The following is a 13,365-nucleotide window of genomic DNA, read 5'->3' as shown; positions in this document are numbered from 1 at the left end:
CATCTTATGTCCGAACCCACAGAATTTCAAAAATTCCACTAATATCACCCAAATAACTCCCGATGCTGATAAGCAAATCGAGAAACATCCTGACTAGCTACAGGTTTAGCATAAATAGCCTGATTGCGAATTGCCTGCATCTGTTCTGACTCTCGTTCCATAGCTGGTGTGAATTCTTGTCGCTGTTTCAGCAAATCCTCAAACTCAATTTCCCCTGGTCTACCTTGATAAAAAGCCTCTTCAGCACAACGACGGACTGCATTACCAATTTCTGCCGGAATGCAAATGCGATATTCAGCCAACAACCTACGCCATTGGTCATCACTCCAAGGTGAGTTATTGTCTCGAAATGCTGGAAAATATTTAGCTAAATGTAGATTAAAAACTTCATATCTTGCCCCTTCATGGGGTAAATCCACAAAAAAGATATCATCAAAACGGCGCACTAATTCCGCAGGTAGCATTGACAAGCGATTGACAGTAGCAATGGTATAAACTGGCTCTTGATGCTCTTGCATCCAAGTCAACAAAGCCGCAGATAGCCGCCGTGCCACACCTCCATCTGCATTGGAGTCCCAGCCCGCAAAGCCTTTATCAAAGTCATCCCAGTAGAGTACACAGGGAGAAAGGGAAGTCACCAAAGCAATAAACTCCTTTAATGCTCTGTCTGGATGACGATCGCCCAGTAGTACACCCCAATTAGCTGCTAACAGTGGCAATCCCATTTTCTTAGCTGCTAACTTGGCAGAAAGACTTTTACCAGTACCCGGTGGCCCCCATAAGAGCATCCCAGTGGGAAACTTTAATCCATATTGCTTTGCTTGAGGTTGAAGTAGACAGGTAATAGTTTCCAACCTTTTCTCCAGCAAATCTAATCCCCCGGCTGAAGGTACATCCGGTTGAGCAATGTACTCTAAACCCCCACCCCGCAATTTGCTAACTTTATGCTCTAAGACTAATTGGGCAATTTCCTCAAGCTGCTCTGCAAAACTCAGAGATTGCCGTAATAGCATATTTATCTCGCCTATGGGTAAACCCTGACAGGCACGAAAGAGCAATTGCAGTGCTGATGTTTTTTCTGTTGTCTTTAACCAAGAATTGCGATCGGCTACGGCGAGGTAATCGCGATCGCACTCCGCAAACTGCTGAAGCTGGGGATGGCTACTTCCAACCCAGGCATCACAAAACTGCTCCACAACTATCTGCACCTGCTGTTGATCTGGAAGTGGATTTGATAGCACAGGAATAAAAGGCTGTAATTCTAGAGATAGTTGAACGTAAGTTTCCAATAACACCCAGTAATGATGTTGTTGACTCCAGAGAGCTTGATGACAGGCATTTAGTAATTGATAGCTACATTTTTGACTTATTTTGCTACCATCACCCTCATTTAGAACTCCCTCCAGTAAATAAATGCCTGGTTGATATTCCTCCATAAGATACTGAATAATGTCCCCATCTTTAACCCTGTTAGTTGACTGTAAGATGTACTGACCTTGATGCTGAATTAATTGCTGTAGTCCACAGTAACCAGGATTCCAGACAAAGACTGATAAAGACCGTTCTTCACCCCAATGGTAAAACTGCTGTAGTATTTGCATTCTGTCAGGCGTATGATACTCCACAGCCACAATTGGAGTATTTTGGTTAGCTAGAGCAGGCCAGTCTGTCAACTTCATAAATCTGACTTCAACAACTTACTTTCCCCTTTTAGAGCAAATTTATTACTGATGCTTTAGCCACACGGATAATTATTACTAACGGATTGGCTATATTTCTTGTGTGAAAAAGAGCGATGGCTACGCCCGCCGCAGGCATCGCCTCCAGTACAGTGTTAATTTCGGAAACTGCTGCTAGTCCGCTTCTTTATCTCTTAAAAGCATAAATTTGTCGCAGCAAAGACAGGTTTGAAATCGCAAAAAAATGAAATTAAAATGAAATGGATGTGAAAGCCGCGATTGCGGCAAGGAGGTGAAAAATTTACTTCATTAAAGGAAGTTGTAAAATGGCTATCGCTAAAGCTAGAACCAATAACAATCGCAACGCAGTTAATGCTAAAACATCTGCCAAAACTAATGGTGCATCTGCAACAACTAAATCAAAGGTAGCGAATGCTTCACCACAAGAAGAGGCATTAGCATTGTTGAAGGAATTGCGGAACCTAATCTTCAAGGAATACGGCGTTAAATTACAACTACGGGATTCGCGTGTTTCAACTAAAATCGGTCATGCAGCTCGTGAAAAACTCGGACTTGATATTGCTGCTCAGGTGAAAAAGAAAGGTGGTAACAAAAAGTTTGATTGGCAAAAATGGAATACCAAATTATTTACTAAATTGTTTGGACAACCAGATGCACTTAAATATGCACCAGAAGTAGTGGCAATTTTCATGAGTATGCTGTACGACACTATCAGCACTGACCCAGAGCAAGCAATAGCAGATTTAGTTGAATTCAACCGCGCATCTCTGGAACGTCGTAATTCTTTCCAAGAACAAGAAGAGGAAGAACTTGACGATTTAGATGACGAACTGGACGAAGACCTGGATGAAGATGAGGAGGATATCGAAGATGAACTCGACGAAGATTTAGATGAAGATGACGAATTAGATGAAGAAGATGAAGAAGATGAAGACGAGTAAATAATTCTGACTTATTCTCAGTAATTGACAGAATAATAACCCAAAATAACCTGTATTGCTTCAAACAATACAGGTTGTTTTTTTGCCGAATAAAGAATTGAAATTGGAGCGAATTGCATCTTTCGATGCTGTTTCTATGAGAAAAATACTAAATATCAAGGAGTAATTCTCATGGTTAACGCTAACGTTCGCAAACCTGCCAAAGCATCACGCAAAATTGAAAGGCATATTCCTGCTTTAGAACGAGTAATGACTTATCAGGAAAAAGTACACCTGATGGTCATTGAAGTATTGCGGGAAGAATCAGGAAGAGAATTAGCAGCAGCAGCCAGATTTAACGGACAAGAGTTTGATTGGGACAAACACAATTCCCAATTCCGTAGGGACTATGTAAATACACCATTAAAAGAACTGGTGAATTATGCCCGCAAACTTTACGGCTTGAATAATCTTGATGAAATACGAGATAGACGTGCTTCTCATAAAGCTGCTCGGTCTAAACGCATGGATGGACTCAATGGTTTAAGTAGCAACTCTGATGACTTGATAAATGACGATTTTGAACAAGATGAAGATGACGAAGATGTAGAAATTGACGATTAATTACAATGCCCTAAATTAGATAATTTAGGGCATTCTATTTCCCGCCCACCCGCATCCAACAAACAGAATTTAATGCAGCGATCGCTGTTGATTTCAAGAAATTCAAAAGTGAACTTTAATTCAGAAGGCATCTGTCGATGCTATCTATGTGAGATGTAGTAATTCGTTAATCAAAGGATAATCAAATGACTCAAATGACTCGTAATCAGCAACAAACAAAAGCGTTGGATCAAGTAATAGGTTATCAGGATAAAGTGCGATTAATGGTACTGGAAGTTTTACGTGAGGAATCAGGCAGAGAACTTGCTGCTCAAGCACGTTTTAATCAGCAAGAGTTTGATTGGAACGAACATAACATTCAGTTTCGCCAGGACTATAGCGAAACTCCCATCAATGAACTACTAGCATACGCCAAACGTCTGTATGGACTGAAAGATTTGGATGCAGTACGGGAGCGGCGTAAAGCTCATAAACAACAACGTACAGCTAGATGGGCTGAAGCTTCATAATTACCTGCTGGTTGTCACAGCAGCCCCACTAAAATGTGGGGTAACTTTTTTGCCCACCTACCCTCAACCGTAAAAGCTTTATTTCACCGAAGATGCAGCTTCGCATCCCACCCCACCAAATGTTGTAATTGTCTGACTGGAAAGTTTACTAGTCATTAACTCATTAATCTGCTGGTTTGAAAGTTGAGTTGGCTTGACTTCGACTGTGGGTGCAGTTTCTCCCCTGTTGACTTGAATAATGGAATTAGCCCAATAAAACTGCTGTTGAGAAGGTTGGGAATAAACAGGATAACAGCCTTTCGAGGCGATCGCTAATTTATGCTCTACGCTAGAAACTGATGGCAGAGAAATACCAGCACGAACTAATTTTGCCTCTCCTACTGGCCCCCACAAACGCAATTGTTGATTTACACAACGTTTTCCATCTTTTAGCGGGGCAATGATGTTGCCACAAACTTTAACATCCACATCATACATCGGCGGATAATCAGGCACAGTTTGAGCTTGAGTCGTATTCCTCTCATCCTTGCCACTGACATTTACAGTAGTAGGGGTACAAGCTGTAACTATACCTCCTATTACCAGCAGCCAAAGCCAGTTAACTTTGTAGGTAAACATCTGCTGAATCCTCTTCTACGATTGAGAAATTGACAACTAATTTTTTAACTTAAACCCCGTCTATTTTGAAACCTGGAGTTTTTAAGGAGAGTGTATTATTCGTTCGTGGCTTGAGTTCTGAGCTTTACTCTAATTCCAAAAAACTATGGTTTTCAAGGTTGACGCGGTTTAGATACAAACTGGCGCTGATTACTAGGTGATGTCCATAACGTGCAGAACCCAGACGAGGCTTTTCTGCTATTTGCTCCAATTTCCAATGTTACCCCCAAACGCTTAACATCCTTAGCACAAGTAAGTTGACCGTTTTGGTCACGACTCAGCAAATCTTGATTCCATTGCATTAGGTTGTGAGCAAACTTACCTTCATTACTTGTTGCCCATTCCAAAGCATTGGCTTGAGCTTGTGTGAGTTGGCGTGGCCCAGCAGGATCTAGATGACTAGATTGATACCAGGACATTCCACCTACACTTACCAGTCCACCCACTCCAGATGCAATTAATAGCAGTATTCCCGCAGCAATTAGAGAGGGAACTGAATGAATAGCACGCTCAAATTCAGTACGCCTAATTAATGCCGCCACTGACTGAGCGATCGCTTTTTGCTGACCTTTTACTGCTGCCTTTTCATATGTCTGGAGATGGTCATAAAGCTGCGTTTGCCACAGGTCAAACATTGCTTCCATTTCTTTGGGATTGTCTTCCAATAGTACTTGTAGCCTACCAGTAGCAATCATCATCAGAAATGCTGGGTCATCAGGGTCAAGTCCGGTTTGGACTACTATTTCCCAAACCCTAGCTTTAAATGAATCATCTTTACCTCGAATGGCTAAATCTAATAAAGTTGGGTAAGGAATTTGGCTCAGTCCTTTGCCTCTAGCAGCTACTGAATCCAAAAACTCATCATCTAAATCGAGTTCTTCAGTGTGAGAATTACTCATATCTGTATTTTCTTTTAGTTAGTTCGCGTCCTCGTCCCCTACGCTCATTTGGTAATTTGATTTGATGGTGGGAGATGTCACTGAAATAGTGCTTAGTGCTGAGTAACGAGTCTTGAGTAAAAAAGTAAAATTAATTGCACGGGCTAAACGCCCCGCTACTGCTCTAAGCGCAGCCATGCCCGCAGGGCTTTACACCACTCCTGAATTAGATTACTTTTTGGTAGCAACCTTGCCGTTGACATTAGCATCATCAACTTTTTCTGTCGGGGCAGTAATTGAAGCTACCGGAAGGTTCCAAATTTTAGCTTGATCAATTTCCTCAGAAGCTCTTTTGAGAAAACTGTGTAATCGCTGCTTACCCAATACACCTAACTCTCCATAATCTCTAGCCGCAGAAAAATTTATCTGATTGGCATCAAGGATATCCCGCTCTCGATAGCTGAACTTGGGAAAATTGATAACAGCTACTTTATAAGCTTTAATTAAATCCTGCAAATTCTTACGTCCATCTACGTGTTTCCAGTCATCGCATAAACCACAATTGCGTACAAATATATGTTTAATCTTGTTTTCAAAGCGTTCGAGAGATTGTATAAATAATTGAACACTGTCATATCCACCACTACAAACAAACCACTTATATATTTTGACCTTATTTTTCCCAGTAAGTTCTAGGATTTGATTACGCTCAATCCAATCAGTTACTGCTGGATATACTTGAGCAGGTAAATTGACAATGACAGAAGTTGTTAGTGCTAAATTAAAAATTTCATCAGCATCGTAAGCTTTACGCTCTGATTCGCTAAAAACTGCTGTTTTATGATTGTCTGGGTAAAATGCGCCCACATCTGGATTACTTTTGTCTGCTTCTACCAATTCATAAGAGAGTTTATTGTCAATGCAGTATTGCACCATAACCCGTGCAAACAAAGACTTGCCAACTCCACCTTTTTCACCATCCATGAAGTGAATTGATGCCATCTTAAATCTCCTTTGTGATTTGACTAAATGTGCATTAATAAATACTTAAATATTCTCAAATATATCGTCTGTTTCATCATAGAAAGACCCCTCACCAGGAATGAAGGAATCAGAATCTATTTTGTGTTTTGACTGGTTGTCACTATTACTACTGCCATTGTCTTTAGTTTTAGCTTTAGCGCTAGCATTACTATCATTCTCATCATCAATACCACCCCTATTACCAATTTCTAGACCGAACATAGTAGCAAGCGTTTGAGGATTGGTCATAGTGCTGAGAGGTACAGGCAAAACATCACTTGATTTATGTGCTAATCCTAGTTCCATTCGCAAATAAGCTAAATGTTGCTCCAGGGCATGACAACAAATTAACCCTACCTGACGCACCTCTTTATCACTAATTTCTACATCCGCATTTGCTTGAGCTTGATATGCTAAAGGCAACCAACACATTCGTAATGCCTGTAACACCATCTCTTTGCTAGTACTGACCCCATTTCCTTTTTGCAAATATATAATTAGCTTTGCATCAACAGTATTTGAGTAAGCACGAAGCCGAAGAGTCAAATTTTTATATTGTCTTTGTCTGTTAGTATCAGTTCCTTCAGACAGCCTGCGACTACCGCTACTACTGGGCTGTCTATTATTGTCATTATTTTTGGGTTGTTTTTTATTTGTAGTCATGCTACCTTCTCGATTTGCGCTCTAAACCGCATAAACAAACCAAACGCATCAATCAACCTAAACGACAAAGCTTCCTGCTCTCGGAAAGTATGGTAATAATCATTACTTTTATCCTTGAATACTTCTTGTACCTGTTGCTGTAAGTCAGCACCCCAATAAGTTGAAATTTCTTGAAAGCAGTCTTGTAACTCTTGCTCTAAGTACAATGCTGCGCCACCACTCAAAATCACCTCGTTCACCGCAGGTAAAGTTGATTCCAGCCAATCGTAAAGCCTAGACCAATACTCAGCTTTAGCAGTAGCAATGGCATTAACAATCATCTGCAATTCATAATCAAGATTTTTAGGTTCTCTGCTTTTCACCAGAGTGCGAATTGCTTGGTTATCAGTTGTGATGTCTGAACCAGCTGCATAGATGGCAGAGGTCAAAGCAGTGGCATCCTGTCCAGATGTGCGCTCAATTACTCGCTTTACCATTTGGTGAAAGCCCAGCCCATTGGTGTAACCTGCCGTCATCTTGCCCCGTTCAAATAATAGAAGGCTGGTATTGCGATGCCCAAACATTAGCACTGCGATCGTTTGAGCGTTAAACCATTCTTTACCATTCTGGCGTTGGCGAATCATTGCTAATCCCGCACCTTCGGGTAAACACTCGAATCTCTCCAGTTTCACCCGCAACCTTTGACCCCGAAACCTAAAATCCTTGAGTGCAGACTGCAATTGTTGCTCAAACGCTTGGCGATTTTGATATTCACCATAGGGCAGTAGTGAGGTCAGTGATAGTGAAAACCTGTTAGGCAATTTGTTGTGTTGAGCGATCGCACCAATAACCGCCAAGGCTTTGTGAATTGAGGTTTCGTACTTGAGCTTATCGAGTCTGGCAGATGCTGAAAACTGCCGTGCCAGGAATCCAACTACCGTACATTGTGTATCTCCATCCGCAGGACTTAACACCCAGGCTTCATCTACCGGTTTAGGAGATTCCAGACCCTTGCGACTCGACATGTAAGCGTCAATCGAACTTTGAGGCAACTTCAGCATCTCTGGTTCCATTGTCATCAAACATGGTTTGCCTTCAGTTGCTAGTTCGTAAACAATCTTGGTCAAGGAAGCACCAGGGTCAAAACTGACTATCAAGTTTGACATTGACTGTGGTTCACCTAAAAGCTTTCCTTTAAGTTAAGTGCAAATATAAATCATGCCAATCTACCCACTGACCATTTTTATAAGGCGAAAAATTAGCCCATTGGTTATTTTTTGGCTGCATTTTCTGAAGTAGTTATTTTTATGCTATTGAATTCGATTCAAAAATACGCCACTCAAATGCCAATTCAACGTCACTTAAGCGTCACTTGAGCGCCAATTCAATCCCAATTGAGTGCCACTTGAGCGCCAATTAAATGCCACTGCGTACATGATGTATATATTTTTCTTATCAATAACTAAGCTTATTGACAAGAAAATGGTCAAAAAAGGTCAATTCAGTGCTACTTAAATGCCAACTCAATGCCACTAATGTTTTTAATTTGAGTAGCCCAAAAAAACCTTTGGTGAGTAGCAAGCTATGTTGCTGTCCGGACATTTTTTCTCTTGAGAAAAAACGCACCCCCCAGGTGCGGCAACAAACTTGCCCTCCTTTCACGGTTCCCCTACCTAAGTAGGTCAACCACCGTGACAGAGGGGAAGATGATACGAAAATTATCTCTGGGAATTCAGCCTGGAAAATTTCTGCAAGGTTTGGGCAAATTAGCTTTTTAATTGCGCGATGGGCTACGCCCCCAGGGCGAACGCATTTCATTATCTCGCATCGCATCTTGGCATCGAACCAGAATCGTAAGTAACCGCTTGGTCAATGACAAATGATAGTGCAGTCGTCAAACTTAAGACAGCTAATGACTAATGCATCAATAATGCGACAGAAACGCTCACACAGGATAGACATTAGACTGACTTTGGCAGAATACGAGAAAGCACAGCTAATGGCAGATGAAAATAATCTCACTATGAGTGAATTGTTTCGTGCCAAGACTCTGAAAAATAGATTGCCCAGGCGTGTCACCAAAGTAGCAGGTCAAACTTACTGGGAGTTGGGGAAAATAGGCAACAACCTCAACCAAATAGCTAAAGCAATCAATACTTCAGTACTCATGGGAGAACCTGTGGTTGTAGATAGAGCATTGTTGTCACAGGTAAGAGATTTGGTGAAACAGGTACGGCGAGAGATTGCTGAAATTGATTTAATTACTGATTTACAAGATGAAGGATGATTGGTAAGCACATCAAAGGTAAAAGTTTTCGGGGACTGCTAAACTACCTCTTTGGCAAAGAGGGAGCAAGACAAATCGGTGGGAATATGGAAGGAACAAACCCACGCGAATTAGCAGCTGAATTTGGTATATCTCGAAGATTAAACCCGAAGGTGAGCAGGGCTGTTTATCACGCTTCTCTCAGTTTGGCCCATAAAGAGAGTTTAGATGATGAGACTTGGGATGAAATCGCCCAGAAGTATCTGCAAGCAATGGGTTTTGATATGAATCAATATGTCGTAGTGCGGCATATTGACCGTACTCATGAACACATACATATTGCTGCCAGTCGCATTCAATTAGATGGCACTACAGTTTCTGATAGCTGGGACGATCGCAGAAGTGAAGCGGTAATTCGCAAGTTGGAGCAGGAATACAATTTACAATCGGTGCAACCAAGTTGGGAAAAAGATAAGCATAGTCCAACTACTGGCGAACGTAGGCAAGTTGCCAGAACTGGAGAGGAAAGCGTTAGGGTCAAACTTCAGCGATGCCTTCGGCGGGCGTTGCCAACGCTCGACCAAGCAACCCATGACCATCCCACTATGCCAGAGTTAATAGAGCGAACGCAACAACAAGGTGTTAATGTCCGCGTTGGTTATACTCGTACAGGCATTGTCAAAGGCATTAGTTACCAACTTGATGGTGTAGCTTTTAGTGGTACGCATCTGGGTAAAGCATATACCTTTCCTGGTTTACAAAAGCATCGAGGGGTAAACTACAGTCCCAAGCGGGATGACAAACGTATCCAGAAACTAATGGAGCAAGCTGTTGAAAATCCCACATCAGCAGTGCCTCCAAAACAGGATGACAGACGCAGAAAGAAACTTATGGAGCAAACTGTTGAAAATCCCACACCAGCAGTTACTCAAACAAACTCCTTGCCTATACCAGAACCAAGAAACTGGGAGCAAATACGCCTAAACTTAAGCCAGCAGTACAATTTACCCAATTCTCTGCTCACACAACTGTATGAAAAGGGTTGGCTCTATGCAAGTCAAACAGGTCAAGCAATATTTGTGGAACGCACACTCGATGATGTTCCAACTCTTGCCAAGCAGCTAGAACCAGCAGGTAACTTCACCGCTATTCCCCTTAACTTGGAAGCGCCGAAAAATGGTAGTTTTTGGATTGCTACAGATGCCACAGTAGAAAGAGCAGTGCTACTAAGTGACCCGATTGAAGTTCTCTCTGTCATTGCCTTAGAATCAACTGTTGACAAAGAAAAGCGCAAACCTACATTATATTGGAGTGTAAGCGATAGCGAACAAATACCTTTAGAATTTTTGCGAGCGATCGATACAGTAGTCATCGCTTTTAAAGATAATGAGAAAGTTGAGGACTTGATAGCTGAGATACTGGCTGAACTACCACAAGCCAAACAAGTTTCTCCCGGCGAAGCAGGCTGGAATGGGATGCTAACTAACAATCACTCGCAACCCAACCAAAGCCGAATACCAGAGCTTCAAGGTTGGGAACTTTGATATTAGCTAGTGTGGTAAAACTTACTAGAGCAAAAATTCAAACCTAGTAAATTCGTTGTTGTTGAAAATTTTGGTTTACTTATTTACGCCTGTTTCAATCATTAAAAATCTACTCTAGTTTATTTTGCCGTTCTAGGATATTAGTTATCATTAAGAAACACCATCCCATCGACTAAAGAACAGCCAGGACCCGCAGGAGAGTTAGGATGCTAAGTATCGGCGAGATAGTAGTTTAGATGTTGTCTGTCAGCATTTAGCGATTCATGAACCGACACGCTCAGATGAAAATTTAAACAACACCTGTAATATTTTCATTGCCATAGCAAATGGCTATCGCTTCCGAGTAGATGTTGTAAATATATAGTTGTCACCCCGATCTGAAATCCCTGGGAAAACGGAATCGGACAGACCTATTTTCAAATATTTGGTATGAACTGTGTAATCACTCTCCTACAAATCTTGGCACAGTTGTTGTGGTAATTGTTTCATCACACGGGCAAAAGGAGCCACATCATCCAAACCCTGCGCCAGAATCAGAGCGCCTTGAATGGCAATAGCAGCATCTTCCCCACGCTCATGAGCCAGCGTCTCATCTAATCCGGCTGCCCTCAAAACAGTTGCTATTTCATCAATCCAGGCTCGTAATAGCGTTTGCACCTTGGTATGAAAGATATCTCGTGCTGACCCCATCAACAAGATGGCACACATACAGGGTTGTTGTCCGCCTTCATATAGCTCGTTAATCTGCTCACACATCTTAGTCAACCGAGTGAGCGCATTCCCTCCACCGCGAAGTATCTGTAAAATGTGTTCCTCCAACCAACATTCCATAAAATCCAACACCGCCGTCACCATTTCATCCTTCCCACCGGGGAAGTGATGGTAGAGACTGGCTTTCCCCAAACCTGTCGCTTGTGAAATTTTTGATAAAGTCGCCCCATCATAACCATACTGTCGAAACAGTTGTAGCAAGCAGGGAATATAAGTATCTTTTGCCATTTACAGAAATTGAAATCTCATCTCTTGACATTATACCGAACGATTGGTACAGTTATTTTGTACCGAACGCTTGGTACAAAATAACTGTACCAATTGCTTAATTTGCAGGGATGTCTATGCAGCATCTCGAATCCAATACGGTTCAGTTGACAACGGGAGAAATCAACTTGCCGTGACTATCTCTGATTGCTGTCGTTCTTATTCCCGTTAGACGGCTAATTTTTAGCTTAACAGTGCTTCTTTTTACAGAATATTGAGGATTAACCAATGATTAAGCTTTATGGTCACGAACTCTCTGGTAACAGTTATAAGGTCAAGCTCTTGCTATCACTATTGGGCATTGAACATGAATGGATTAAGGTCGATTTGCTTCAAGGGGAACACAAAGCCTCTGAATTTCAGTCGCTTAATCCCTTCGGTCAAGTTCCCGTATTAGTGGATGGCGACACAATTATAAAAGACGCACAGGCAATTTTGGTTTATTTGGCTCGTTGTTATGGTGGTGAACAATGGTTGCCACTGGATGCTGTCTCACTCAGTCAGGTTGTACGTTGGCTATCTACAACTGCGGGTGAAGTGCGTCAGGGACCAGAATCGGCTCGTTTGTACTATCTGTTTAATGCCACCAGTATTGATATTGACAGAGCTAACCAAAAAGCAGAGTTTATTCTTACACAACTTAACCAACATTTGCGCGATCGCCAATGGTTAGAGTTCGAGCGGACAACTATTGCAGATATAGCGGTATTCCCCTATGTTGCCTTAGCACCAGATGGCAAAATTGCTCTTGACTCTTATCCTCATATTCTGGCATGGATTGAGCGAGTTAAAACCCTTCCTGGTTTTATAGGAATGCAAGGAATTGCAGCACCTGCCTTGGTATAGGCAAATAACACCCAGTTTAGATGGAGAAGGTAGAGAGTCAGAGGAATTTTTTCCCTTCTCTTCTCCCCTGTCTTTTCTCTATCTTCCCCTGTTTTTAGATATGTAAAAATAAAGAGTTACATGGTACGTAAATTTACGCAAATTGCTTTCACGCCTGCTGTCAAAGTTGCTCAAGAACAACGTGGCTCACGGCAGACCTATGCTCGATTTGAGCAAAATGGACCTTCTAACGATACCATCACACCAGAAATTGAGGAATTTATCGCCCAAATGGATGGTTTTTATTTGGGAACCGTCGGTTCTAATGGTTATCCCTACATTCAATTTCGTGGTGGACAACCTGGGTTTTTGAAGGCTGTAGATGAAAAGACTTTAGGATTTGCTGACTTCAAAGGCAATGTTCAATATGTTACCGTTGGTAATCTTGACGAAAATGATAAAGCTTTTTTGTTTTTGATGGATTATCGCCATCGCCGACGGCTGAAAATTTGGGGGCGGGCTATGTATGTAGAAGATGATAGCGAACTAATTGAAAGCCTGAAACTTCCTAACTATGAAGCAGAAGTGGAACGAGTGATTCTGTTTCACATTGAAGCTTGGAATTGGAACTGTCCACAGCACATTCCTATTCGCTATTCTGAACAAGAAGTGGCGGCATTGCAAGCGAGAATAAATGAACTAGAGGAACTTCTTGCTAAGAAGCAGCAAATCTAATTTT

14 protein-coding genes are annotated in these 13,365 nt (G+C 41.8%); 7 read left to right on the top strand and 7 right to left on the bottom strand.

The window, feature by feature from the left end; genetic code table 11:
* Nucleotides 1-44 precede the first annotated feature (44 nt).
* The gene (locus RMZ42_RS06380; protein WP_322670608.1) at nt 45-1,679 is read right to left on the bottom strand and encodes an ATP-binding protein; all 1,635 of its coding nucleotides are present in this window, start codon (nt 1,677-1,679) and stop codon (nt 45-47) included.
* Between the two features lie 326 nt (nt 1,680-2,005).
* On the opposite strand from RMZ42_RS06380, the gene RMZ42_RS06375 reads away from it, so the two are divergent.
* From RMZ42_RS06375 to RMZ42_RS06365, 3 genes are all read left to right on the top strand, one after another.
* A complete protein-coding gene (locus RMZ42_RS06375) occupies nt 2,006-2,641 on the top strand; it encodes a primosomal protein (RefSeq protein ID WP_322670607.1) in 636 nt (211 codons plus the stop codon).
* 171 nt (nt 2,642-2,812) lie between these two features.
* On the top strand, nt 2,813-3,244 hold the full coding sequence (locus tag RMZ42_RS06370) for a hypothetical protein (protein ID WP_322670606.1): 432 nt from the start codon (nt 2,813-2,815) through the stop codon (nt 3,242-3,244).
* Nucleotides 3,245-3,429: 185 nt separating this feature from the next.
* Complete coding sequence (locus tag RMZ42_RS06365; protein WP_094332201.1) at nt 3,430-3,753, top strand: hypothetical protein; 324 nt, start codon at nt 3,430-3,432, stop codon at nt 3,751-3,753.
* 78 nt (nt 3,754-3,831) lie between these two features.
* On the opposite strand, the gene RMZ42_RS06360 is transcribed toward RMZ42_RS06365, so the two are convergent.
* From RMZ42_RS06360 to RMZ42_RS06340, 5 genes are all read right to left on the bottom strand, one after another.
* Nucleotides 3,832-4,371: a hypothetical protein gene (locus RMZ42_RS06360; RefSeq protein ID WP_322670605.1), complete on the bottom strand. Its 540-nt coding sequence runs from the start codon at nt 4,369-4,371 to the stop codon at nt 3,832-3,834.
* A gap of 152 nt (nt 4,372-4,523) precedes the next feature.
* Nucleotides 4,524-5,309 (bottom strand): DUF6753 family protein, encoded by a 786-nt coding sequence (locus tag RMZ42_RS06355; RefSeq protein WP_322670604.1) that lies wholly within the window; start codon nt 5,307-5,309, stop codon nt 4,524-4,526.
* 210 nt (nt 5,310-5,519) lie between these two features.
* The gene (locus RMZ42_RS06350) at nt 5,520-6,290 is read right to left on the bottom strand and encodes a mobilization protein (protein WP_322670603.1); all 771 of its coding nucleotides are present in this window, start codon (nt 6,288-6,290) and stop codon (nt 5,520-5,522) included.
* A 45-nt stretch (nt 6,291-6,335) separates the two neighbouring features.
* Nucleotides 6,336-6,974 (bottom strand): hypothetical protein, encoded by a 639-nt coding sequence (locus tag RMZ42_RS06345; protein WP_322670602.1) that lies wholly within the window; start codon nt 6,972-6,974, stop codon nt 6,336-6,338.
* Nucleotides 6,971-8,119 (bottom strand): ParM/StbA family protein, encoded by a 1,149-nt coding sequence (locus RMZ42_RS06340; RefSeq protein ID WP_322670601.1) that lies wholly within the window; start codon nt 8,117-8,119, stop codon nt 6,971-6,973. The genes RMZ42_RS06345 and RMZ42_RS06340 overlap by 4 nt, the downstream gene beginning before the upstream one ends.
* A 746-nt stretch (nt 8,120-8,865) precedes the next feature.
* On the opposite strand from RMZ42_RS06340, the gene RMZ42_RS06335 reads away from it, so the two are divergent.
* Nucleotides 8,866-9,240: a plasmid mobilization protein gene (locus RMZ42_RS06335; RefSeq protein WP_223265518.1), complete on the top strand. Its 375-nt coding sequence runs from the start codon at nt 8,866-8,868 to the stop codon at nt 9,238-9,240.
* Nucleotides 9,237-10,763, top strand: coding sequence for a relaxase/mobilization nuclease domain-containing protein (locus RMZ42_RS06330; RefSeq protein ID WP_322670600.1), 1,527 nt, complete (start codon nt 9,237-9,239; stop codon nt 10,761-10,763). Before RMZ42_RS06335 ends, RMZ42_RS06330 begins: the two co-directional genes overlap by 4 nt.
* Nucleotides 10,764-11,213: 450 nt before the next feature.
* On the opposite strand, the gene RMZ42_RS06325 is transcribed toward RMZ42_RS06330, so the two are convergent.
* Entirely contained in the window at nt 11,214-11,762 is a 549-nt protein-coding gene (locus RMZ42_RS06325; protein ID WP_322670599.1) for a TetR/AcrR family transcriptional regulator, read from the bottom strand.
* Nucleotides 11,763-12,029: 267 nt separating this feature from the next.
* Between RMZ42_RS06325 and RMZ42_RS06320 the strand changes: the two genes are divergently transcribed.
* Both RMZ42_RS06320 and RMZ42_RS06315 read left to right on the top strand, forming a co-directional pair.
* The gene (locus tag RMZ42_RS06320) at nt 12,030-12,647 is read left to right on the top strand and encodes a glutathione S-transferase (protein WP_322670598.1); all 618 of its coding nucleotides are present in this window, start codon (nt 12,030-12,032) and stop codon (nt 12,645-12,647) included.
* A gap of 120 nt (nt 12,648-12,767) precedes the next feature.
* Nucleotides 12,768-13,361 carry a pyridoxamine 5'-phosphate oxidase family protein gene (locus tag RMZ42_RS06315; RefSeq protein WP_322670597.1) on the top strand — a complete coding sequence of 198 codons (594 nt, stop codon included), beginning with the start codon at nt 12,768-12,770 and terminating at the stop codon, nt 13,359-13,361.
* Nucleotides 13,362-13,365: the final 4 nt, after the last annotated feature.

This window comes from Nostoc sp. DedQUE05 (assembly GCF_034530955.1).
GTDB lineage: Bacteria > Cyanobacteriota > Cyanobacteriia > Cyanobacteriales > Nostocaceae > Nostoc.
Note: the sequence above shows the minus strand (reverse complement) of the source record. Positions and strands in the feature narration are given on the sequence as shown.

What these genes read in the sequence shown, in the direction of transcription:
- RMZ42_RS06380 (WP_322670608.1), bottom strand. Translation starts at nt 1,679, where the DNA reads ATGAAGTTGACAGACTGGCCTGCTCTAGCTAACCAAAATACTCCAATT.
- RMZ42_RS06375 (WP_322670607.1), top strand. Translation starts at nt 2,006, where the DNA reads ATGGCTATCGCTAAAGCTAGAACCAATAACAATCGCAACGCAGTTAAT.
- RMZ42_RS06370 (WP_322670606.1), top strand. Translation starts at nt 2,813, where the DNA reads ATGGTTAACGCTAACGTTCGCAAACCTGCCAAAGCATCACGCAAAATT.
- RMZ42_RS06365 (WP_094332201.1), top strand. Translation starts at nt 3,430, where the DNA reads ATGACTCAAATGACTCGTAATCAGCAACAAACAAAAGCGTTGGATCAA.
- RMZ42_RS06360 (WP_322670605.1), bottom strand. Translation starts at nt 4,371, where the DNA reads ATGTTTACCTACAAAGTTAACTGGCTTTGGCTGCTGGTAATAGGAGGT.
- RMZ42_RS06355 (WP_322670604.1), bottom strand. Translation starts at nt 5,309, where the DNA reads ATGAGTAATTCTCACACTGAAGAACTCGATTTAGATGATGAGTTTTTG.
- RMZ42_RS06350 (WP_322670603.1), bottom strand. Translation starts at nt 6,290, where the DNA reads ATGGCATCAATTCACTTCATGGATGGTGAAAAAGGTGGAGTTGGCAAG.
- RMZ42_RS06345 (WP_322670602.1), bottom strand. Translation starts at nt 6,974, where the DNA reads ATGACTACAAATAAAAAACAACCCAAAAATAATGACAATAATAGACAG.
- RMZ42_RS06340 (WP_322670601.1), bottom strand. Translation starts at nt 8,119, where the DNA reads ATGTCAAACTTGATAGTCAGTTTTGACCCTGGTGCTTCCTTGACCAAG.
- RMZ42_RS06335 (WP_223265518.1), top strand. Translation starts at nt 8,866, where the DNA reads ATGACTAATGCATCAATAATGCGACAGAAACGCTCACACAGGATAGAC.
- RMZ42_RS06330 (WP_322670600.1), top strand. Translation starts at nt 9,237, where the DNA reads ATGATTGGTAAGCACATCAAAGGTAAAAGTTTTCGGGGACTGCTAAAC.
- RMZ42_RS06325 (WP_322670599.1), bottom strand. Translation starts at nt 11,762, where the DNA reads ATGGCAAAAGATACTTATATTCCCTGCTTGCTACAACTGTTTCGACAG.
- RMZ42_RS06320 (WP_322670598.1), top strand. Translation starts at nt 12,030, where the DNA reads ATGATTAAGCTTTATGGTCACGAACTCTCTGGTAACAGTTATAAGGTC.
- RMZ42_RS06315 (WP_322670597.1), top strand. Translation starts at nt 12,768, where the DNA reads ATGGTACGTAAATTTACGCAAATTGCTTTCACGCCTGCTGTCAAAGTT.